The 19,132-nt window shown below is 67.3% G+C and carries 19 protein-coding genes and 1 tRNA gene; 8 read left to right on the top strand and 12 right to left on the bottom strand.

What is annotated here, in order from left to right:
- Window positions 1-105: 105 nt before the first annotated feature.
- The 4 genes from ACT6QK_RS01670 to ACT6QK_RS01655 all read right to left on the bottom strand — a co-directional run bounded on the left by ACT6QK_RS01670 (window position 106) and on the right by ACT6QK_RS01655 (window position 4,012).
- Window positions 106-753, bottom strand: coding sequence for a recombinase family protein (locus tag ACT6QK_RS01670; protein WP_444596089.1), 648 nt, complete (start codon window positions 751-753; stop codon window positions 106-108).
- 69 nt (window positions 754-822) lie between these two features.
- Entirely contained in the window at window positions 823-1,737 is a 915-nt protein-coding gene (locus ACT6QK_RS01665) for a hypothetical protein (RefSeq protein WP_444596088.1), read from the bottom strand.
- Between the two features lie 362 nt (window positions 1,738-2,099).
- On the bottom strand, window positions 2,100-3,845 hold the full coding sequence (locus tag ACT6QK_RS01660) for a DUF6538 domain-containing protein (protein WP_444596087.1): 1,746 nt from the start codon (window positions 3,843-3,845) through the stop codon (window positions 2,100-2,102).
- Window positions 3,846-3,935: 90 nt separating this feature from the next.
- A tRNA-Arg gene (locus ACT6QK_RS01655) sits at window positions 3,936-4,012 on the bottom strand.
- Between the two features lie 88 nt (window positions 4,013-4,100).
- Between ACT6QK_RS01655 and ACT6QK_RS01650 the strand changes: the two genes are divergently transcribed.
- The 4 genes from ACT6QK_RS01650 (at window position 4,101) to ACT6QK_RS01635 (ending at window position 7,173) form a co-directional block, all read left to right on the top strand.
- Entirely contained in the window at window positions 4,101-5,396 is a 1,296-nt protein-coding gene (locus ACT6QK_RS01650) for a hypothetical protein (protein ID WP_444596086.1), read from the top strand.
- Between the two features lie 67 nt (window positions 5,397-5,463).
- Window positions 5,464-5,973: a signal peptidase II gene (gene lspA / locus ACT6QK_RS01645; protein ID WP_444596100.1), complete on the top strand. Its 510-nt coding sequence runs from the start codon at window positions 5,464-5,466 to the stop codon at window positions 5,971-5,973.
- A 91-nt stretch (window positions 5,974-6,064) separates the two neighbouring features.
- On the top strand, window positions 6,065-6,625 hold the full coding sequence (locus ACT6QK_RS01640; RefSeq protein WP_444596085.1) for a DUF3035 domain-containing protein: 561 nt from the start codon (window positions 6,065-6,067) through the stop codon (window positions 6,623-6,625).
- Between the two features lie 77 nt (window positions 6,626-6,702).
- Window positions 6,703-7,173: a PaaI family thioesterase gene (locus tag ACT6QK_RS01635; protein ID WP_444596084.1), complete on the top strand. Its 471-nt coding sequence runs from the start codon at window positions 6,703-6,705 to the stop codon at window positions 7,171-7,173.
- A 151-nt stretch (window positions 7,174-7,324) separates the two neighbouring features.
- On the opposite strand, the gene ACT6QK_RS01630 is transcribed toward ACT6QK_RS01635, so the two are convergent.
- Window positions 7,325-8,107, bottom strand: a complete 783-nt coding sequence (locus tag ACT6QK_RS01630; protein WP_444596083.1) for an SDR family oxidoreductase — start codon at window positions 8,105-8,107, stop codon at window positions 7,325-7,327.
- Complete coding sequence (locus tag ACT6QK_RS01625) at window positions 8,107-8,409, bottom strand: 4a-hydroxytetrahydrobiopterin dehydratase (protein ID WP_444596082.1); 303 nt, start codon at window positions 8,407-8,409, stop codon at window positions 8,107-8,109. The genes ACT6QK_RS01630 and ACT6QK_RS01625 overlap by 1 nt, the downstream gene beginning before the upstream one ends.
- Before the next feature lie 106 nt (window positions 8,410-8,515).
- On the opposite strand from ACT6QK_RS01625, the gene ACT6QK_RS01620 reads away from it, so the two are divergent.
- From ACT6QK_RS01620 to ACT6QK_RS01605, 4 genes are read left to right on the top strand one after another with little or no spacing between them, the layout of a single operon-like run.
- Window positions 8,516-9,316 carry a class I SAM-dependent methyltransferase gene (locus ACT6QK_RS01620; protein WP_444596081.1) on the top strand — a complete coding sequence of 267 codons (801 nt, stop codon included), beginning with the start codon at window positions 8,516-8,518 and terminating at the stop codon, window positions 9,314-9,316.
- Window positions 9,304-10,923 carry a 2-polyprenylphenol 6-hydroxylase gene (gene ubiB / locus ACT6QK_RS01615; protein WP_444596080.1) on the top strand — a complete coding sequence of 540 codons (1,620 nt, stop codon included), beginning with the start codon at window positions 9,304-9,306 and terminating at the stop codon, window positions 10,921-10,923. The genes ACT6QK_RS01620 and ubiB overlap by 13 nt, the downstream gene beginning before the upstream one ends.
- Before the next feature lie 32 nt (window positions 10,924-10,955).
- Window positions 10,956-11,474 (top strand): hypothetical protein, encoded by a 519-nt coding sequence (locus ACT6QK_RS01610; RefSeq protein WP_444596079.1) that lies wholly within the window; start codon window positions 10,956-10,958, stop codon window positions 11,472-11,474.
- A gap of 40 nt (window positions 11,475-11,514) precedes the next feature.
- Window positions 11,515-12,297 carry a hypothetical protein gene (locus tag ACT6QK_RS01605; protein WP_444596078.1) on the top strand — a complete coding sequence of 261 codons (783 nt, stop codon included), beginning with the start codon at window positions 11,515-11,517 and terminating at the stop codon, window positions 12,295-12,297.
- 6 nt (window positions 12,298-12,303) lie between these two features.
- Here the strand turns inward: ACT6QK_RS01605 and arfB are convergent, their stop codons facing one another.
- The 6 genes from arfB to cysD all read right to left on the bottom strand — a co-directional run bounded on the left by arfB (window position 12,304) and on the right by cysD (window position 19,097).
- Window positions 12,304-12,705 carry an alternative ribosome rescue aminoacyl-tRNA hydrolase ArfB gene (gene arfB / locus ACT6QK_RS01600; RefSeq protein WP_444596077.1) on the bottom strand — a complete coding sequence of 134 codons (402 nt, stop codon included), beginning with the start codon at window positions 12,703-12,705 and terminating at the stop codon, window positions 12,304-12,306.
- A complete protein-coding gene (locus tag ACT6QK_RS01595; protein ID WP_444596076.1) occupies window positions 12,702-13,163 on the bottom strand; it encodes a YaiI/YqxD family protein in 462 nt (153 codons plus the stop codon). The genes arfB and ACT6QK_RS01595 overlap by 4 nt, the downstream gene beginning before the upstream one ends.
- A 122-nt stretch (window positions 13,164-13,285) precedes the next feature.
- Window positions 13,286-14,647, bottom strand: coding sequence for an amidohydrolase family protein (locus tag ACT6QK_RS01590; RefSeq protein WP_444596075.1), 1,362 nt, complete (start codon window positions 14,645-14,647; stop codon window positions 13,286-13,288).
- On the bottom strand, window positions 14,647-16,140 hold the full coding sequence (locus ACT6QK_RS01585) for an amidohydrolase family protein (protein WP_444596074.1): 1,494 nt from the start codon (window positions 16,138-16,140) through the stop codon (window positions 14,647-14,649). The genes ACT6QK_RS01590 and ACT6QK_RS01585 overlap by 1 nt, the downstream gene beginning before the upstream one ends.
- Before the next feature lie 120 nt (window positions 16,141-16,260).
- On the bottom strand, window positions 16,261-18,195 hold the full coding sequence (cysN, locus tag ACT6QK_RS01580) for a sulfate adenylyltransferase subunit CysN (RefSeq protein WP_444596073.1): 1,935 nt from the start codon (window positions 18,193-18,195) through the stop codon (window positions 16,261-16,263).
- Window positions 18,195-19,097: a sulfate adenylyltransferase subunit CysD gene (gene cysD, locus ACT6QK_RS01575; protein ID WP_444596072.1), complete on the bottom strand. Its 903-nt coding sequence runs from the start codon at window positions 19,095-19,097 to the stop codon at window positions 18,195-18,197. The genes cysN and cysD overlap by 1 nt, the downstream gene beginning before the upstream one ends.
- Window positions 19,098-19,132 lie beyond the last annotated feature (35 nt).

Genomic DNA, 19,132 nt, shown 5'->3' with positions numbered 1-19,132 from the left:
AAGACCGTCGTCCTAAAGGTCGAGCGGGTGAGCACGTTTCAGGCGTCTTTGTTAACTCGGTGGCGTCAATCAGGGAACTAGATGACCTCTGCTATTCTCTATGGCTCATATGGTCGAAATGCGGGCGAGCAGGCGTCGGGTTGTCCCCGGTGACCATCGCGCGCCCTCGCGGGTCAACAGCCCTAGATCGTTCAGGCGGTCCGAAACGACCTGAAGGGTGGTTGGGCCATCGGCTCGAATATCCCTCACCGCATCGGCCAACGTCGTAGCGAACGATACCGCTTCTGCCCGGCGTTTCGCTGCAAGTACGGCACCGTTTGCGCCGAGGATCACCCCTCTAGCCTTCGCGGCCTGAAGCGCCGCTTTCGTCCGTGCCGAAACCATCTCTCGCTCATGCTCGGCGAAGGCCGCGAGAATATGAAGCATCAACCGGTTGGCGTAAGGCGCATCCACGGCCACGAACTCGACCCCACCGTCCATCAGGGACGAGACGAAAGCGACGTTCCTCGCCAGACGGTCGAGCCGAGAAATGACCAGACAGGCCGATGTCTTCCGACACAGAGCCAAGGCTGCGAGAAGGCCGGGCCGATCCTTCAGCTTGCCGCTCTCGACCTCCACAAACTCATCTAGAAGCTCGCCCCGGCTGTCAGCGACGTACCGGGTGACGGTTTCTCTCTGGGATTCCAGGCCGAGGCCGCTTTCCCCCTGCCGGGTCGTGCTGACCCGGAGATATGCAACGTATCGTTTCGACATGGCCGTTTGACGTATTGATGGTGGTTTGTGTGTCAAACGGCGTAGCGGACGTGACCCGACAGGGAAGTTCTAGAACTTTAGTTTTTTCGGCATTGCCTTCTTTATCGCTGACGCCTCCTGATCAGCCCAGAGTTTCTCGATCAGCGCCACAACCGTCCCCGCCTCTTCTCCAAGGGGCATTGATGAAGGGCCTGCCGCGTTGCTGGGGTGGTTCTGATATTTCTGGGGAAGATTGGACCTCACGAAGGCCCAATGGTCATGGACGTCACGAACGAACGTCGGCCATTCGTGGCGGGATATCGTCGATGCCGCCAGGGCGTCCGCCAATAGCTTTGCGTGTATCCAAGGGTACTGGCTGGTGTGGTCCCACAACTGCAGCGGCTTTTGGATCTGATAGGCCTTAATGAGCTCTAGGAGCTCCACCGTTGTTTCTTCTGCATCCTTCCCCGGGTTCCAAGATGAGGAATGCGCTTTCGACTTCCCCGCAGGCTTCTCTCCGGAGGAGAAGTTGAACTGGCTTTGCCCGTGCAGATCGGACGGAAGCTGAAAGGAGGGCAGTCCGACAGACATTTGAAGGTCAGTGTTCTTGCCTGTCGATTGTTTCCCTGACGTCGGTTTGATGAGCTTCCCGGCACCATTTCCGGCTGCCGCTTCCCTCGCCCTCTCAAGCATCTCGAGGCTTGTTGCCGAGGGGATGAACCATGTCACCGGCGACGGATGACTGTTGCCCGGCCGAGGCTTCCGGACGAGCCTCCAAAACCCCTTCTCGGCCAGCCATTTCATGTGCGCATTGGCCGTTCTCGGCTTCACTCCGAGCACCTTCGCCAACTCAGCTCCGGTCTTGTACACGGCGAGGACGCCATCGATCTTGTGGCCAGCCTTCTGAAACCAGAATAGGCACTCGGCCAGTGTGCGAGCGCGGAGCGCGTCTCCAACGACCGGATAGGCGACAGCGAAGATATCGTGCGAGGCTGCGTCCTTCATTGGGCCGCCTCCTGACTTTCGAAAATGAAATCGTCGACCTCGCTCCTGAGGTACACGACCATCCGGCCGATCTTGCGTGCAGAAGGGCCATAAGCACGCTTCCGCCAAGAACGAAGCGTCCACACGCTCCGGCCCAACTCCTCCGCCAAATCTCGTTCTTTAATGTAGCCTGTCAGCGCAGCCATATGCCTCTCCTGTGATGCGGAGAGCAGTTGCTACGAGGCCAAATGAAGAGAGGGCCTGTAGCAACAGGCCCTCCTTGGCGTCCTCAGAATACTTTGTCGCGCCATTGGGTCAAGCGAGTTCCAGCAAGCTATCGCGACCTACCACGACAGGTGCAATCAACCACAGCTTTCGGGTGTCTATGCTCGGTGGCGCTTCGGGTCATATGGCCCGCCCAAGGCGGCCACGATGTCGAACTCGAAATCCAGCTTCGAGATGATCTCCAGCTTGCGCTTCAAGGCGAGGCTTCCGCCGTAGGCTTTGGTCTGGGCGAATGACGGCCCGAGGGCCTGTTCACCGCCCGTATGACCTACGGTCGCGGCGATCTCCGCTTCGGTTGCGCCGCTGTTTCTCAGGAAGTTGGCGGTGGTGTGTCGCCAAACGTGGGTGGCTCGGCCCTTCTTCCAGAGGCCGTGCATTTTCAGATAATCGCCCCAGAACCTCGTCGCGCCTTCGCTCGACCGGTTGATACCGAGCCGGAAAACTGAAAACACCTGTGCGCCCGATCCTGATTTCCCCCGGAGTTCGACGAACTCCTTCAGTCCGAGGGCGAGCAGGTTTGGATGGATGGGCAGGGTCCGGACGGACGGCTGGTTCTTCACCGTCTTCTTGATGCCGTTCACCGTCCCCTGATCTGTGATGATGAGGTGGGGAATGTCGTCGTCGAATACAAAATCCGTTGGCGTGAGCTGAGCGAGCTCGCCTGCCCGGAGCCCGAGGTGGAGAAGCAGGACGCCGGACCACCAATGGCCATTCCGCACCAGACACGTGCCAGGCGTTTTGACCTGCTTGACTGACTTGTGGCCCGCGTAGAGCGGGGTCAAGAAAAGCTGCTTGAGCTCATCGACGGTGAAGGCCTCTGGCGAGTGACGTTTCGTGCTCTTCGGTCGTGGCGGCGGGGCGACCGCCGAGGGGTCCGTTGCGATGACCTGATCGTCGATGGCCCATTTGAAAAACTGCCGCAGCCCTCGCCAGTATCGTGAGTATGTCGCGTATCCGATCTGGTGATCCGACGCGGCTGTCAGGCGCTTGTCGAAGGGCAGCTTTTTACCCCGCAGGCGAATGTCGATACGGGCCAGATCGTCGCGGAAGGCCTTGAGATTGGTCGCTGTCAGGTCGGCCAGAGGCGTGTCGTGACCATGACGGTCGCCAAGCCAACCCAGCACCCGGCTCAGCTCGGTGATGGAGCTCGCGCCTAACTCCTTTTTGGCATGCCTGAGCTTGAACGCCTCACAGGCATCCGAGATCGACACCCTCGCTCCGGCCGGCGCTGGTGCTGAACGACGGACCGGGCCATCTCGCAAGATATCGAACAGCGGGTCGTGCGGCGCATACCGCGCTGACGGATCGGTGAGCCGGTGGATCAGCAGAAGGGACAGTTCGCGAACGCTCCTGGCGGCAAGCTGGAGAACGAGCAGCCTGTGATCGTCGTCCAACTCCTCCAGCTTCGTGCCAAGATTTTCCGTCAACGAAATGGCCGCCGGGTAGGTCAGGCCCGAAAACTCGTTGCGGATCAGGTCCGCGTCGAGCTGGTCTATGGCTTCTTGGGCGAGGTGGATGTCGTAGCCTGACGCGATCTCAAGATCGTCTTCGGCGTAACCCCTCGGTCGATCCTGTTTGATGGCCTGTGCGTCGAAGTAGGCGACAGCTGCAGCCTCCAGCGCCTCCTTCGTTGGGTGTTTCATCCGCCGCAAATCTTCCACCGTCGATCTGAACCACGCTGTGGCGGCCAGGCACCGACGCCGCGCAAGGCCGAAGTCCGAAGTGTGGAGGGAGCGCCGATATTCCGCCACCCCCATCATGCGAGCGAGATCAAAAGGAAGCCGGAAACGGACCAGATAGACCGCTCCCCTTCGCGCAAGATGCGCGGGACGCCTGCCGGACATCAGTGTGTCGCAGGGGTGTGACGCATTTTTGGAGTGGGTGGGGGTGGGTCACGCCGACAGGCGTTGGTTGGATTGAGTAATCCAAGAAAATGGCGCACCCGACACGATTCGAACGTGTGACCTTTGCCTTCGGAGGGCAACGCTCTATCCAGCTGAGCTACGGGTGCGTTTCGGGACCGGCTTCGTAAGTCAAACGGGGCCGGAAGGGAAGCGTCTTTGAGACCGGGCTGGTCGGTCCGGCGGTGGAGGATGTGGATGCGCGGCTGGATGATCGGACTTGTGGCGGGCCTGACGGCCCTGGTCTCGGCCTGTGCGACCCGGCCACCGGCGGCGGGGGCCGATACGCTGGACGCCATCGCGCGCGACTATGTGGCCCTGACGCTGGAGATCGGCGAGCGGGAGCCCGGCTATGTCGACGCCTATTACGGGCCGGCCGAGTGGCAGGCGGCGGCAAAGGCTGCGCCGCGCACCGTCCCGGAACTGATGGGCGGCGCCGGATCCCTGATCGCCCGGCTGGGGTCGATCGATCCGGGCGGCCTGTCGCCGGAGCTGAAGCAGCGCCGGGCCTATCTTCTGGCGCACGCCTCGGCCGCCGCGGCGCGGCTGACGATGCTGTCGGGCGAGAAGATGAGCTTCGCCGACGAGGCCGAGGCCCTGTTCGGGGTCCGACCGGAGCTGAAGCCCCTGTCGGACTATGACGCCGTGCTGGCGCGGATCGACGCCCTGGTTCCGGGGCCCGGGGCCCTGCTGGACCGGGTGACCGCCTTCCGCCAGGCCTTCGTCATTCCGAAGGATCGGCTGGAGCCAGTGATGCACGCCGCCATCGCCGAATGCCGGGCGCGGACAATGCGTCACATCGCCCTGCCGGCGAACGAAAGCTTCACCCTGGCCCTGGTCGGGGACAAGCCCTGGTCCGGCTACAACTATTTCCAGGGCGGGGCGGCCTCGAAGATCGAGATCAACGCCGACTTCCCCATCTATACGGAACGGGCGATCGATCTGGGTTGCCATGAGGGCTATCCGGGGCATCACGTCTATAACGCCCTGCTGGAACAGACCTTCGTGCGCGAGAAGGGCTGGGTGGAGATGAGCGTCTATCCCCTGTTTTCGCCCATGTCCCTGATCGCCGAGGGCAGCGCCAACTACGGCATCGACCTGGCCTTCCCGGGCGACGAGGCCCAGGCCTTCGAGCGGGACGTGCTGATGCCGATGGCGGGCCTGGCGCCGGCCGACGTGGCGAAGAAGGCCGAGATTCTGGGTCTGATGCGTCAGCTGGCGCGGGCGGAATACACCATCGCCGACGACTATCTGGCCGGTCGGGTCGGACGGGAGGAGACGATCGCCCGCCTGTCGAAATACAGCCTGACGCCGATGGACAAGGCGGCGCAGCGGCTGAGGTTCATTGATGCGTACCGGTCCTATGTCATCAACTACGGACTGGGCCGCGACATGGTGCAGGCCTGGGTCGAGCGGCAGGGGCCGGATCACTGGGCGACGATGCAGCGGCTGCTGGCCAGCCAGACGCTTCCCGTCGATCTGGGACCCCGCTGATGCCGCCGATGAAGGGGTTCGCGAGACCCGCGTCGCCTGCTAACGAAGCCGCCGCATGACGAAATCCCTGTTCATCCCCCGCATCGCCTGGGCCGCCTACGGTCTCGCCTTGGCCGTGATCGTTTTCGACCAGCTGACCAAGGTCTGGATGCTGGACGGCTTCCAGCTGCGCGACGTCGGCCGGGTTCTGGTCGCCGATCCGCTGTTCAATCTGACCTATGTCGAGAACACCGGCGTCAGCTTCGGCCTGTTCGGCGGCGGGGCGGCGCGCTGGGCGTTGAGCGTGTTTTCGGTCGTGGTCGCAGGCGCGCTCGCCTGGTGGGCGACCAAGGCCGACCGTCGGCTGCTGATCGCCGCCATCGGTCTGGTCATGGGCGGGGCGATCGGCAACGCCATCGACAGGATCCGCTTCGGCTATGTGGTCGACTTCCTCGATTTTTCGGGCACGGGCGTCTTTCCGTGGGTCTTCAACGTCGCCGACAGCGCCATCACCGTGGGGGTGATCCTGCTGATCCTCGACAGCGTGCTGTCCGAGCGGAAGGCCGCCGCGGTTGGCGCGGCCCACGAAAAGTCGTAATCACCCGCTTTCAGAGTGATCCTCTGACAGGTTTTCAGATCCGTTTCCTTGGGCGCGCCCGCGTTGGGCGCCGCCGGAGCCGAGTTACTCGATGCATCTTCGTCCCGCCGCTCTCGCCATCGTCGCCGTTTCGGCCCTGTCGCTCGGCGCCTGCCAGAGCACGCGTCAGGCCATCGGCCTGACCAAGGTCGTGCCCGACGAGTTCGTCACGGTCTCCACCGCCCCGCTCAGCGTGCCGCCGGAATACGGCCTGCGTCCGCCGAACCCGGGCCAGCCGCGCCCGCAGGAGTTGGCCCCCGAAAGCGCCGCGCGTCAGATCCTGCTCGGTCAGCGTCAGGCCATCACCCGCACGGGCGGCGAGCAGGCCCTGGTCAGCGCCGCCGGCGCAGACCGCGCCGATCCCCTGGCCCGCTATGTCGTCGATGACGAGTTCGGCGGCCTGGCGCACAAGGAAGAGAGCTGGGCCAACCGCATCCTGTTCTGGCGCCGCGGCGACGCCTCCACCCAGGGCGCGACCACGACGCAGAGCTCGAGCGGCCCTCTGGTCATCGACGCGGCCAGCGAGGCGGCGCGTCTGGAGGCCCTGACCGGTCGTCAGGGCATCGTGATCCAGCCGCGCCAGTCGCGCGGGATCAAGCTGCCGGGCCTTTAAGGCAATCCGCCTCCGGGCGCCGCTTGCCAAATCCGGGTCCGTCCTTATTGTGAACTGACCGTTCGCAAGGATCGACCATGGCCGACACCGCATCCACCGGCGCCCTGACGCTGGATTTCGCCGCCCTGTCCGGAGTGGAGCAGCTGCGGCTGGCTATCAAAGGCCGCGCCCCCATGGCGCCGATCGCCCGCACCGTCGGCTTCGAACTGGTCGAGATCGAGGAGGGGCGGGTCGTCTTCGACGGCCTGCCGACCAAGGCCGTCTACAATCCCCTCGGCACGGTGCATGGCGGCTGGATGGCGACCGTGCTGGACTCGGCCTGCGGCTGTGCGGTTCATTCGATGCTCAAGCCCGGCTGGAACTATACGACGCTGGAGCTGAAGACCGTCTTCCACAAGGCGCTGAAGGCGGATGTGCCCGTGCGCGCCGTCGGGACCATGGTCCAGATGGGCCGCAGGGCGGCGTTCTCGCAGGCGGAGTTGCGCGGCATGGACGGGACGCTGTACGCGACGGCCACCTCGACCTGTTTGGTGATGGCTCCGGGGTGAACCCCCATCCCCTTCCGTCATCCCCGGGCCGTCATCCTCGGGCCTGACCCGAGGATCGGACGCGGAGCGAGCCGTGCGTCGATATCTTCGCACGAGCGGCGGATGGTCCGGCCCTCGGGTCAAGCCCGAGGGTGACGGAGTATGAAAAGGGTCACTGCGCGGTCATGCCGCCGTCGATCTTGAACTCTGTCCCCGTCACGAACTTCGATTCGTCCGAGGCCAGATAGACCACGGCCCAGGCCACGTCGTCGGGTTCGCCGATCCGTTTCAGGGGAATGCCGCGCGCCAGACGTTCATGGGCCTTGTCCGCGTCACCCTGGGCCATGGCCACGAAGGGGTCGAGGATCGGGGTCTTGATGAAGACGGGGTGGACCGAGTTGACCCGCACGTTCCACCCGGCCTTGGCGGTCTCCAGGGCGACGGTCTTGGTGTACATCCAGACCCCGGCCTTGGTGGCGTTATAGGCGCCCATGCCCGGCGCCCCGGCCAGACCGGCGATGGACGAGATGTTGATGATCGACGCCGGCGCGGCGGCGCGCAGATGCGGCATGGCGTGTTTGCAGCCGAACATCACCGAGCGAAGGTTGATCTCGAACTGACGCTGCCAGTTCTCGGCGGTGTCCGCCTCGACCAGGGTCAGGAGGTCGCCGACGCCGGCGTTGTTGACCAGGACCGAAAGACTTCCCATCGCCTCGACCGCCGAGGCGACGACGGACGTCCACTGATCCTCCGACGCCACGTCATGGGCGAAGCCGAAGGCGGACCCCGGATGGTCCGCATTGATCGCGGCGGCGAGGGCCTCGGCACGGCCGCCGTCGATGTCGGTCAGGGCCAGCCTGGCGCCTTCGCCGGCCATCCGGTGCGCCATGGCCTCTCCGAGCCCCCCGGCGGCGCCGGTGATCAGGGCCGTCTTGCCGTTCAACCGTCCAGCCATCACTCGCCTCCCAGCGCTTTGGCGGCCTCGTCGATGAAACGGGCCATCTTCAGATCCAGTTGGGTCACGCCCCCGGCGTCGTGCGTCGTCAGCAGCACCTCGACGCGGTTGTAGACATTGGACCATTCTGGGTGATGGTCCATCTTGTCGGCCATCAGGGCGACGCGGGTCATGAAGCCGAAGGCGGCGTTGAAATCGGCGAAGACGAGCTTGCGCCGGATCGCCGGCCGGTCGCCGGGCGCGGCGCTCCAGTCAGGCAGGGCCTGGAGCGTTTCCGCAACGTCAACAACAGCTTGGGCCATCTGATCTTCTCCCTGGCTCATCGGGGTAGCGCGAACGCGGGGGCGCGACAAGGATGCCGCTATCGCCCCCGGTGACGCCGCGCTCCGGAGGGTCTAAACCCCGGATATGACATCCGCCGCTCCCCATTCCCGGCCCCAGGATCACGCCTCCTCCTTCGGCTTCCGCGACGTGGACGATCGCGAGAAGGTCCGGCTGGTGCGCGGCGTGTTCGACAGCGTGGCCTCCAACTACGACCTGATGAACGACCTCATGAGCGGGGGGGTGCATCGGCTGTGGAAGGACGCGGCGGCGGCGAAGCTGAACCCGCGTCCGGGCGAGACCATTCTGGACGTCGCGGGCGGCACCGGCGACATGGCGCGGCGCTACGCCCGGATGGCGCGCCGGGCCCAGGAACGACGCGGCGGTGAGGACGCCTCGGTCATCGTCATGGACTACAACGCCGAGATGGTGCTGGCCGGGCTGCACAAGGACGAGGAAAAGGGTACGGGCGAACCCGAGGTCAGCTGGTCGGTCGGGGACGCCATGAACCTGCCCCTGCCGGACGCCTCGGTGGACGCCTATTCGATCAGCTTCGGCATCCGCAACGTCGCCCATATCGACCAGGCCCTGGCCGAGGCGCGGCGGGTGCTGAAGCCGGGCGGCCGGTTCCTGTGTCTGGAGTTTTCGCGGCCGACGACGGAGGTCATCCGGCGCGCCTATGACGCCTGGTCGTTCAACGCCATTCCGGCCATCGGCGGCTGGGTCGCCAAGGACCGTGACTCCTATCAGTATCTGGTCGAGAGCATCCGCCGCTTCCCCGATCAGGCGGCGTTCAAGGCCATGATCGAGGCCGCCGGTTTCCGCAATGTGACGGTGACAAACCTGTCCGGCGGCGTCGCGGCGATCCATTTCGGGTGGGCGATCTGACCATCGATCCCCAGACCTCTCGTCAAAGGGCCTACCGCACGGCGCCGGAGCCGCCGAAGGCCGTCCCCGTCCGCGACCCTCTGGGCGCCTTCTGGCGACTGGTCGGCTGGCTGGTGGTGCTGGCGCGGCACGACGCCCTGGCCCCGCGCGAGATCACGCCCCTGTTGCCGGCCTGGACCCGCCCGATCGCCCATGTCCTCCACCTGTTCGCCGGGCGAGAGGGCCGCGAGGGGCGGCCGGGGCAGAGGCTGGGCCGGGCCTTCGAACATCTGGGGCCGGTGGCGATCAAACTGGGTCAGGTCTTGGCCACCCGGGCCGACATCTTCGGCACCGAGTTCGCCACCGATCTGGGCCGGCTGAAGGATCGGCTGCCGCCCTTTTCGACGGAGGAGGCGAAGCGTGAGATCCAGAAGTCGATCGGCCGGTCGACCGAAAGCCTGTTCGTCGGGTTCGAGCCCGCCGTTGCCGCCGCCTCTCTGGCCCAGGCCCATCCGGCCTGGCTGGCCGACGGGCGGAAGGTGGCGGTCAAGGTCTTGCGGCCCGGCGTCGAGCGGCGCGTGGCCCGGGGGCTGGATTCCATGCGACTAGGCGCGCGCTGGGTGAACCGTATGATCCCGGCGGCGCGGCGGCTGGAGCCCCAGGCCTTCGTCGAGACCGTCGCCCAGTCCATGCAGATGGAGCTGGACCTGCGTCTGGAAGCGGCCGCCGCCTCCGAGATGAAGGAGGTGATGGACAAGTCCGCCGCCGACGGCGCCGGCCACATGCGCGCCCCGGCCGTCATCTGGGACGGGGTCGGCAAGCGGGTGCTGACGCTGGAATGGGCCGAGGGCGTGGCCATGACCGACCCGGCCTGCGTCGACCAGCCGGGCCTGGACAAGAACGCCCTGGCCGACAATGTCGTGCGGGCGTTCCTCAGCCAGGCCCTGGACCACGGCGTCTTCCACGCCGACCTGCACGAGGGCAACCTGTTCGCCTCGGCCCCGGCCGAACTGACGGCCGTCGACTTCGGCATCGTCGGCCGTCTGGGCGAGGGGGAGCGGCGCTATCTGGCCGAGATCCTCTGGGGCTTCCTGAACCGCGACTATCCGCGCATCGCCCGGGTGCATTTCGAGGCCGGCTATGTGCCGCCCAACCATTCGGTCGAGGCCTTCGCCCAGGCCCTGCGCGCCGTGGGCGAGCCGGTGATCGGCAAACAGGCGTCGGAGGTCTCGATGGGCCGGCTGCTGGGCCAGCTGTTCGAGATCACCGCCCTGTTCGACATGCATCTGCGGCCCGAGCTGATCCTGCTGCAGAAGACCATGGTCTCGGTCGAGGGGGTGGCCCGGCGGCTGAACCCCGACCACGACCTCTGGGCCGCCGCCAAGCCGGTGGTGGAGCGCTGGATCCTGCGTGAACTCGGGCCCCGGGCCCAGGTGCGGGATGCGGTGCGCGAGCTGATCAGCGGCGCCCGGGCCGTGTCGCGGCTGGTGCAGGACCCGCCTCGACCGGAGCCCGTCGTCATCCAGGCCAGGGGAACGCCGCGCTGGCTCGGGGTTTGTGTCATCGTCGCAACCTGCGCCTCGATCGGCGCCCTTGTTCTGTCGCTTTGGTCCGCCATCCACGGCTGACCGCCCGGCCCGCCCGGACTGGAGACCCGCCGATGATCCGTCACCTGTCGATCCTGCTCGCCACGGCCGCGCTCGCCTCTCCCTTGACTGCTATGGCCCAGACCGCGCCCGGGGCCGCGCTGGCTCCGGCGCCCGCCGGACCGGCCGCCGCCCGCCTGCCCAACACCTTCGACCGGCCCCAGGCCGCCCCGACTTCTCCGGCGGCCCGGACCGCCGGGCCCGCCGCGGCGACGCCCTCCGATCCGGCCAGGATCGCGGCGGCCGAGGCCATGCTGCGGACCACCATCGCGGCCATGCAGGCGGGATCGCCCAACTATGGCGACATGACCGAAAGCCTGGCCGGCAAGGTGCGGGAGCAGTCGGCCGCCATCACCCCCCTGATCCAGAGCTTCGGCAAGATGCAGTCCCTGGCCCACGTCGGGGCCGAGAACGGCGCGGAGCTGTTCCTGGTCGGGTTCGACAACCAGATCACCCAGTGGATCATAGGCCAGAACGGGGAGGGCAAGATCGTCGCTCTGCTGTTCCGGCCGGCCCCCCCGCCGCCCGCCTGACGCCCGTCGGGCGACAACCGCCTTCACCCGAGGATAGTCCATGAAGACCCCCAGCCTGGCCGTGATCGGCCTGGTCGCGATGACCTGCGCCTGCGCCTCCGGCCCCCAAGGGGGACCGCCCGGCCCCGATGGCGACTTCGGCCCTCCGCCCATGGGGCCGAGGGTGTTCGTCAGCCCTTTCGGCGAACCGTTCGACGCGACCCCCGGCCAGACGGGCGTGGCGGTCTGGTTCGGCGGCGCCGACGGCGATGGCGACGGGCGTCTGACCCCGGCCGAGTTCGACGCGGACGGCGTGCGCTGGTTCATGGTTCTCGACGCGGATCGGGACGGCCGGATCGGCCCCGGTGAAGTCGCCGCCTATGAGGCGATGATCGGCGCCCGGCTGGGCGGAATGCGCGGCGCTCCCGGGGGCATCGGACCGGGAAGCCGACCCAGGCCCGGTCGGCCGGGCGGCGGCCCCATGGGCGGCGCCGCACTGAACGACCAGATCGGCGGGCAGGACATGCCGGGCGGCGGCCCCGGCGGCGGCAGTCGGATGGGCGGCCCACGCCCGGGCGCCACGGGCCCCTATCGTCCGCCCGCCACGCCTCTGGCCATGGCCAATCTTCTGAACGTGCCCCAGCCGGTCAAGGCCGCCGATCTGGACGTCAATCAGTTCATCACCTCCGAGGAATGGCAAAGGACCAGCGCCCGCTGGTTCGGTCTTCTGGATCGCGACAAGAACGGCGTCCTGACCCTGGCCGAGTTGCCGGCCCTCAGGTCCGGAGCGCCGGGCGCCGCGCGCGGCGGTCAGCCCGGCGGTGGCCCGCGTCCTCCGGGCTGATCGGCCTCAGTCGAAGCTGGTCGGCTTGCCGCGACCCGATTTGATGTCGCCGCGTTTGGACTTGGCGACCAGCCGCCGCTCTTTCGACGCCTTGGTCGGTCGGGTCGGGACGCGGTAGGTCGGGGCGATCAGGGCCTTGTCGATCATCTCCTGAAGGCGCGCGACGGCGTCGGCGCGGTTGCGTTCCTGGGTGCGATAGCGAACGGCGGTGATGACGATCACCCCGTCCAGCGTCAGGCGACTGCCCGCCAGCTTCATCAGCCGGGCCCGCACGGGCTCGGTCAGGGACGGCGAGTTGCGGGCGTCGAACCGCATCTGGACGGCGGTGGCCACCTTGTTGACGTTCTGCCCGCCCGGACCTCCGGCCCGATAGAAGCGAAACTCCAGCTCGTCCTCGGGCAGGATCATCGGACGATCTTCCGTGCCCGGACGACAGCGGCGTCGAGCGCCTGCAGGAAGCGCGAACGATCGGCCGGACCGAACGGCGGAGGGCCCGAGGTCTGCAGGCCCATAGACCGCATGTGTTCGCCCACCATGCGCCCGGCCAGGGCCGAGCCGATGGAATCCGGGCTGAAGGCCTGGCCGTTCGACTTCAACGCCTGGGCGCCGGCCTTCAGGCAGCGGTCGGCCAGGGGAATGTCCGAGGTGATGACCACGTCGCCCGGTCCGGCCCGTTCGGCGATCCAGTCGTCGGCCACGTCCGGACCCGCATCCACCACCACCTGTTCGATGAAGGCGTCGCGCCGGGTGTTGATCCAGCTGTTGGACACCACGAAGACCTTCAGCCCATAGCGCTCGGCCACCCGGTAAACCTCGTCCTTCACCGGGCAGGCGTCGGCGTCGATGAAGAGGCGGGTCGCGGTCATGAAGGTTCAGGTTCGAGGGACGAGGTTTGAGGGGCAAGGGGCAAGGGCAAGGGCCAATCGCCTGTTGTCCCCATACCTCCCTAGTCCCTCGAACCTCACCCCTCAAACCTCATACCTGTCCCCTACTGCCTGTAAGCCGGCGGCCTCGCGCCACGGCCGCCGTTCAGGTAGCGGTCGCGCAGTTCGGTCTGGCGGCTGGTCAGGGGTTGCTCGCGGCCGTCGATGAAGATGGCGCTGGGGCGGCTCAGCGGCTCCAGCGGGTCGCCGGTCCAGACCACGACGTCGGCGGCCGCGCCGGCGGTCAGCTGGCCGTACTGGCCCTCGGCGCCGAAGATGCGGGCCGGATTGACCGTCAGGGCCGCGATCGCCGCCGCATAGGGCAGGCCGTGCGAGACCGCGTTGCCGGCGTTGTAGCGGGCCTCGCGGGCGCGGTGGACCGACCCCTCATTGCCCTTGATGGCGATCAGGACCCCGGCGGCGTTGAGGGCGGCGGCGTTCTCCATCCGGGCGGCGCGACGCTCGAAGTCGTTGGGCAGGTTGGCGATGGCGTTGACAAGAACCGGAACCCTGGCGGCGGCGATCTGGGGGGCGACCAGCCAGCCCTCCTCGGCGCCGTCGAGGATCAGCTTGACGCCCTCCTCCTGACCGAGACGAAGGACCTGCAGGATGTCGGCCGCGCGATGCACGGTGACGATCAGGGGCATGCGGCCCTCGGCGACCGGGATCAGGGCCTCGAGGTCGGCGCGCGACAGGCTGAGGTCGCGCAGACCCGCGCGGTCATAGGCGGCCTTGTTGCGGGCATAGAGGCGGACCTCGGCCAGGGTCTCCTTGAACTGGGTGAACTGGGCGCCGCGCGCCCCGCCCGCGATCCCGGCCCCGGCCTCGCCGAAGGGCGCGACCATGGCGACACGGGGCTTGACCAGAATGTCGGTGCCCTGACCCAGCTGGACCACGGCCGCCTGACCGGCGAACAGGCCGGGGGATTGCAGCCCGCCACCGCCGACACCGGCGAAATCATGATCGCCGTCGTCCTGATGGTGCGAGAAGCCGCCGCCGCCGCCCGCATGGGCCGGCACCACGACGGCCCGGGTGATGCCGCCGAGGCGCGCCACAGGCAGGGTGAAGGACCAGGGGTCGAGGCCATAGGAGACGTCGAACGAGGCGCTGATCGCGTTCGACCCGTTGGCCAGATCGTTCGTTCCGTTGACGGAGGACACCTCGGACGCCCCGAGACCGGCGTCGACCACGACGATGCCGGGCGAGACGGTCTTGCCCGTCGCGTCGATGACCCGGGCGCCGGCCGGGGCCGCCCCGGTTCCGACCGAGATGATGCGGCCGTCACGGATGACGACCGTGCCGTTTTCGATGACGGAGGTGCCGGTCAGCACCTTGCCGCCCGTGATCGCGACGGTGTTTTGCGCAACCGCCGGGAAGGCCGCAAGCGAAAGGGCGGCGACGGCCGCGAGCAGGATCTTGCGCGACATCAGCGGGCTCCCTCGGAGACGTTGGCGGCGGTCAGGCCGTAGCCGGGCTGGCCGAGTTCGAAGTCGGAGGTCGGCTGATAGGCCGGGTCGAACCGGTCGAAGGCCTTGCCGCCGTCGATGAAGACCTGATCGGCGCGGGCGTAGACCGACAGGGGATTGGCGCTCCAGATCACCACATCGGCGCGCTTGCCGACCTCCAGTGACCCCGTTTCCTTGTCGATGCCGATGGCGCGGGCGGCGTTCAGGGTGAACCAGCTGATGGCCCGCTCCTCCGGAATGTTCATACCGGCCTCGCGACCGGCGGCCAGGGCGGCGGCGGCCTCCTGATTGAGGCGCTGGGTCAGGTCGGGGTCATCGGAGTGGATGACGGCGCAGGAATTCTGGGGCGCATCGACCAGGGCGGCGTTGGCCTCGATGGCGTCCAGACCCTCCATCTTGAAGCCCCACCAGCCGGTCCACATGGCGGCGCAGACGCCGTTCTCGGCCAGCAGGGGCGCGACCTTGTAGGCCTCGATGGCGTGGTGGAAGGTGGTGATGCGGTAGCCGAATTCCTTGGCGATATCGAGCATCACCGCCATCTCGTCGGCGCGGTAGCAGTGGTTCTCGACCAGGATGGAGCCGTCCAGAACCCCGACCAGGGTCTCGTTCTGGAGGTTGCGCGTCGGCGGATCGCCCTGGCCGGTCTCGCGCCACTTGTCCCACTTGGCCTTGTAGTCGCGCGCGGCGATGAAGGCGGCGCGATAGCCGGCGACATTGCCCATGCCGGTGGCCGGGCTCTGGTTGCGCGAGCCATAGACGCGGCTGGGGTTCTCGCCGCAGGCCATCGTCAGCGTGTGGGGCGCGCCCGGGAACTTCATCCCCTGCATGGTGATGGAGGGCACATTGCGCACCGTCACGCCGCGACCGCCGAACAGGTTGGCCGAGCCGGGCAGGATGCCGAGAGTCGTCACCCCGCCCGCCCGGGCCGTATTGAAGCCGGGATCCTGGGGCCAGATCGAATGCTCGGCCCAGACCTGGGCGGTGTTCGGGCTGGTCGCCTCATTGCCGTCGCTCATCCCCTGCACGCCCGGCGACGGATAGACGCCGAGGTGGGAGTGAACGTCGATGACGCCCGGGGTCACGAACCGGCCGCGCGCGTCGACAACGGTATAGCCGGCCGGCACCGGGGTGTTCGCCCCGCCCACGGCCGAGACGCGCCCGTCGGTGATGACCACGACGCCATTCTCGATCTTGCGGCCCGCGCCGTCGAAGACCGTGGCGCCGACGATGGCCGAGTTGCTGCGCGGCAGGGGCGTATAGGTCGAGGGGAAGGGGTCGGGGCTGGCGGCGGCGTCCAGGCCGGTGGCGAGCGTCCTGGGCTTGCTCGCCGCAGCCGTCGGCGCGGGGTCGCTCGCGGTCGGTGAATCGGACCCGGTGGTGGCGCAGGCGCCCAGAGCCATGACGGCGCAGGCCATGGCCGCAAGGCTCACGCCCCGCAGACGACGATCGATCATCTGAACCCCTGTACTTTCCCCGAGGCGGCCTACGACCGTCCTCGCCCACTGAATCCGGCCATAGAAACTTCTATGGTCGCCGCCGTCAAAGCGTTTCGGCGTTCGGACGGACCAGGAGGCTCAATCGGCCTTCGGCGCGTCGAGCCAGCCTGCCGCGCGAAGCCGTTCGACGATCAGTTCCGCCGCCGCCTCTGGCGGGGTGTTCGCACCGTCGATGACCAGTTCGGCGTGCTCGGGCGCCTCGTAGGGGCTGTCCACGCCGGTGAAGTTGGACAGGGTCCCGGCCCGGGCCTTGGCGTAGAGGCCCTTGGGATCGCGCCGCTCGGCCTCGGCCAGGGGGGTGTCGATGAAGACCTCGAAGAACCGGCCCTCGTCCATCCGCTCGCGCGCCATGCGCCGCTCGGCCCGGAAGGGTGAGATGAAGGCGGTCAGGACGATCAGCCCCGCGTCGGCCATCAACCGCGCCACCTCGGCCACCCGACGGATGTTCTCGACCCTGTCCGCCTCCGAGAAGCCGAGGTCGCGGTTCAGGCCGTGGCGGACATTGTCGCCGTCCAGAAGATAGGTGCGGCGGCCTTCGGCGTGCAGCCGCTTCTCGACCAGGTTGGCGACGGTGGACTTGCCGGCGCCCGACAGGCCGGTGAACCAGACCACGCCCGGGGTCTGGCCCATGGCGCGGGCGCGGGCCTCTCCGGTCACGTCCAGGGCCTGCCAGTGCAGGTTCTGGGAACGACGCAAGGCGAAATGGATCATGCCGGCGCCGAGGGTGGCCGATGTGGTCCGGTCGATCAGGATGAAGCCGCCCATGTCGGGATTGTCGACATAGGCGTCGAATGGAATGGTCCGATCCAGAGAAAGGGTGCAGCGACCGATATCGTTCAGGTTCAGGTGGCGCGCAGCGAGCGGATGCAGGCTGTCGGGATCGACCCGGTGGCGAATGTCGGAGATCTGGGCCGTGACCGTGCGCGCGCCGACTTTCAGCAGATAGGGTCGCCCGGGAATCAGCGGCGTCTCTGACATCCAGACGATCTCGCAATCGAACTGGTCCGCCACCTGGGGCGCGTCGGTCGCGGCGCAGATCACGTCGCCGCGCGCACAGTCGATCTCGTCGGTGAGGGTCAGGGTGACGGACTGGCCGGCGCTGGCGGTCGTCAGGTCGCCGTCGCGAGTGACGATGCGGGCGACGGTGCTGGCGCGGCCCGAGGGCTCGACCCGGACCGGATCGCCGGTCGAGACGGCGCCGGAGACGATCAGGCCGGAGAAACCTCGAAACTCCGGGTTCGGACGATTGACCCACTGGACCGGCATGCGGAACGGCCCGGCGGCGGCGCGGCCGGCGTCCAGGGGCACGGTCTCGAGCCATTGGATCAGGCTGGGCCCCGCATACCAGGGCGTGTTCGGACTGGTCGCGATGATGTTGTCGCCGTTCAGGCCGGACAGGGGAATGGCGGTGATGTCCGTCAGGCCCAGTTGCGCGGCGAAGTCGCGATAGTCGGCGACGATCTCCTCGAACCGCTCCGGATCGAAGTCGATCAGGTCCATCTTGTTGACCGCCAGAACCAACCGTCGGACGCCCATCAGGGAGACGATGAAACTGTGTCGCCGGGTCTGGGTCAGAACGCCCTTGCGCGCATCCACCAGAATGATCGCCACGTCCGCCGTCGAGGCGCCGGTGGCCATGTTGCGCGTGTACTGTTCGTGGCCCGGGGTGTCGGCGGCGATGAAGCCGCGCCGCTCGGTCGAGAAATAGCGATAGGCGACATCGATGGTGATGCCCTGCTCGCGCTCGGCGGCCAGGCCATCGACCAGCAGGGCGAAGTCGAGCGCTCCGCCCTGGGTGCCGATGCGTTTCGAATCCGCCTCCAGACCGGCCATCTGGTCGTCCAGAACCGTCCGGGAATCATAGAGCAGCCGGCCGATCAGGGTGGACTTGCCGTCGTCCACCGAGCCGCAGGTGATGAAACGCAGCACCTCGCGCGAGGTCTGGGCGGCGATCCAGGTGTCGATGTCCTCGGCGCCCGCCTGGGCCTGCCACTGGGTTTCGGGAGCGGCCATCAGAAATAGCCCTCCTGCTTCTTCTTCTCCATCGAGGCGGACTGGTCGTGATCGATGGCCCGGCCCTGGCGTTCCGAGGTCGGGGTCAGCAGGGTCTCGCGGATCAGGTCGGGCACGGTCGCGGCCGTGCTCTCGACGGCGCCGGTCAGGGGGTAGCAGCCCAGGGTGCGGAAGCGGACCGACTTCAACTCGGGCCTCTCGCCGGGCTCAAGCCGCATCCGGTCGTCATCGACCATGATCAGCATCGGGCCGCGCCGAATGACCGGCCGCTCAGCCGCCAGATAGAGGGGGGCGATGGGGATGTTTTCGCGGTGGATGTAGAGCCAGATGTCCAGCTCGGTCCAGTTGGACAGGGGGAATACCCGCAGGGTCTCGCCCAGGCCGCGCCGCACATTGTAGAGCCGCCACAGCTCCGGTCTCTGGGCGCGCGGATCCCAGCGATGACCGGGCGAGCGGACCGAGACGATCCGCTCCTTGGCCCGGCTCTTCTCCTCGTCGCGCCGGGCGCCGCCGAAGGCCGCGTCGAAACCATAGAGATCCAGCGCCTGTTTCAGCCCCTCGGTCTTCCAGAGGTCCGTATGCATCGCCGAGCCGTGATCGAACGGATTGATCCCCCGCGCCACCGCGTCCGGGTTCTGATGCACCAGAAGCTCGAACCCGAGTTCGGCCGCCATCCGGTCTCGCATCACATACATGTCCCGGAACTTCCAGGTCGTGTCGATGTGCAGCAGGGGGAAGGGCGGCGGCGAGGGCCAGAAGGCCTTGGCCGCCAGATGCAGCATCACCGCCGAATCCTTGCCCGCCGAATAGAGCATCACCGGTCGCTCGGTCTCGGCCACGACCTCGCGCAGGATGTGCAGGCTCTCCGCTTCCAGGCGCTGGAGGTGGCTGAGGGTCGGCATGGGGTCGTCCGTTTGATCCTTGACCGATCGCTACA

Origin of the sequence: Brevundimonas sp., assembly GCF_052436175.1 — a bacterium.
GTDB lineage: Bacteria > Pseudomonadota > Alphaproteobacteria > Caulobacterales > Caulobacteraceae > Brevundimonas.
The sequence above is the reverse complement of the archived record's forward strand: the minus strand, read 5'-3'. Positions and strand labels throughout refer to the sequence as shown.

What these genes read in the sequence shown, in the direction of transcription:
- ACT6QK_RS01620 (WP_444596081.1), top strand. Translation starts at nt 8,516, where the DNA reads ATGACATCCGCCGCTCCCCATTCCCGGCCCCAGGATCACGCCTCCTCC.
- ACT6QK_RS01605 (WP_444596078.1), top strand. Translation starts at nt 11,515, where the DNA reads ATGAAGACCCCCAGCCTGGCCGTGATCGGCCTGGTCGCGATGACCTGC.
- cysN (WP_444596073.1), bottom strand. Translation starts at nt 18,195, where the DNA reads ATGGCCGCTCCCGAAACCCAGTGGCAGGCCCAGGCGGGCGCCGAGGAC.
- ACT6QK_RS01610 (WP_444596079.1), top strand. Translation starts at nt 10,956, where the DNA reads ATGATCCGTCACCTGTCGATCCTGCTCGCCACGGCCGCGCTCGCCTCT.
- ACT6QK_RS01590 (WP_444596075.1), bottom strand. Translation starts at nt 14,647, where the DNA reads ATGTCGCGCAAGATCCTGCTCGCGGCCGTCGCCGCCCTTTCGCTTGCG.
- cysD (WP_444596072.1), bottom strand. Translation starts at nt 19,097, where the DNA reads ATGCCGACCCTCAGCCACCTCCAGCGCCTGGAAGCGGAGAGCCTGCAC.
- ACT6QK_RS01635 (WP_444596084.1), top strand. Translation starts at nt 6,703, where the DNA reads ATGGCCGACACCGCATCCACCGGCGCCCTGACGCTGGATTTCGCCGCC.
- ACT6QK_RS01630 (WP_444596083.1), bottom strand. Translation starts at nt 8,107, where the DNA reads ATGGCTGGACGGTTGAACGGCAAGACGGCCCTGATCACCGGCGCCGCC.
- ACT6QK_RS01640 (WP_444596085.1), top strand. Translation starts at nt 6,065, where the DNA reads ATGCATCTTCGTCCCGCCGCTCTCGCCATCGTCGCCGTTTCGGCCCTG.
- ACT6QK_RS01665 (WP_444596088.1), bottom strand. Translation starts at nt 1,737, where the DNA reads ATGAAGGACGCAGCCTCGCACGATATCTTCGCTGTCGCCTATCCGGTC.
- ACT6QK_RS01585 (WP_444596074.1), bottom strand. Translation starts at nt 16,140, where the DNA reads ATGATCGATCGTCGTCTGCGGGGCGTGAGCCTTGCGGCCATGGCCTGC.
- arfB (WP_444596077.1), bottom strand. Translation starts at nt 12,705, where the DNA reads ATGATCCTGCCCGAGGACGAGCTGGAGTTTCGCTTCTATCGGGCCGGA.
- ACT6QK_RS01625 (WP_444596082.1), bottom strand. Translation starts at nt 8,409, where the DNA reads ATGGCCCAAGCTGTTGTTGACGTTGCGGAAACGCTCCAGGCCCTGCCT.
- ACT6QK_RS01670 (WP_444596089.1), bottom strand. Translation starts at nt 753, where the DNA reads ATGTCGAAACGATACGTTGCATATCTCCGGGTCAGCACGACCCGGCAG.
- ACT6QK_RS01595 (WP_444596076.1), bottom strand. Translation starts at nt 13,163, where the DNA reads ATGACCGCGACCCGCCTCTTCATCGACGCCGACGCCTGCCCGGTGAAG.
- ACT6QK_RS01660 (WP_444596087.1), bottom strand. Translation starts at nt 3,845, where the DNA reads ATGTCCGGCAGGCGTCCCGCGCATCTTGCGCGAAGGGGAGCGGTCTAT.
- ACT6QK_RS01650 (WP_444596086.1), top strand. Translation starts at nt 4,101, where the DNA reads ATGCGCGGCTGGATGATCGGACTTGTGGCGGGCCTGACGGCCCTGGTC.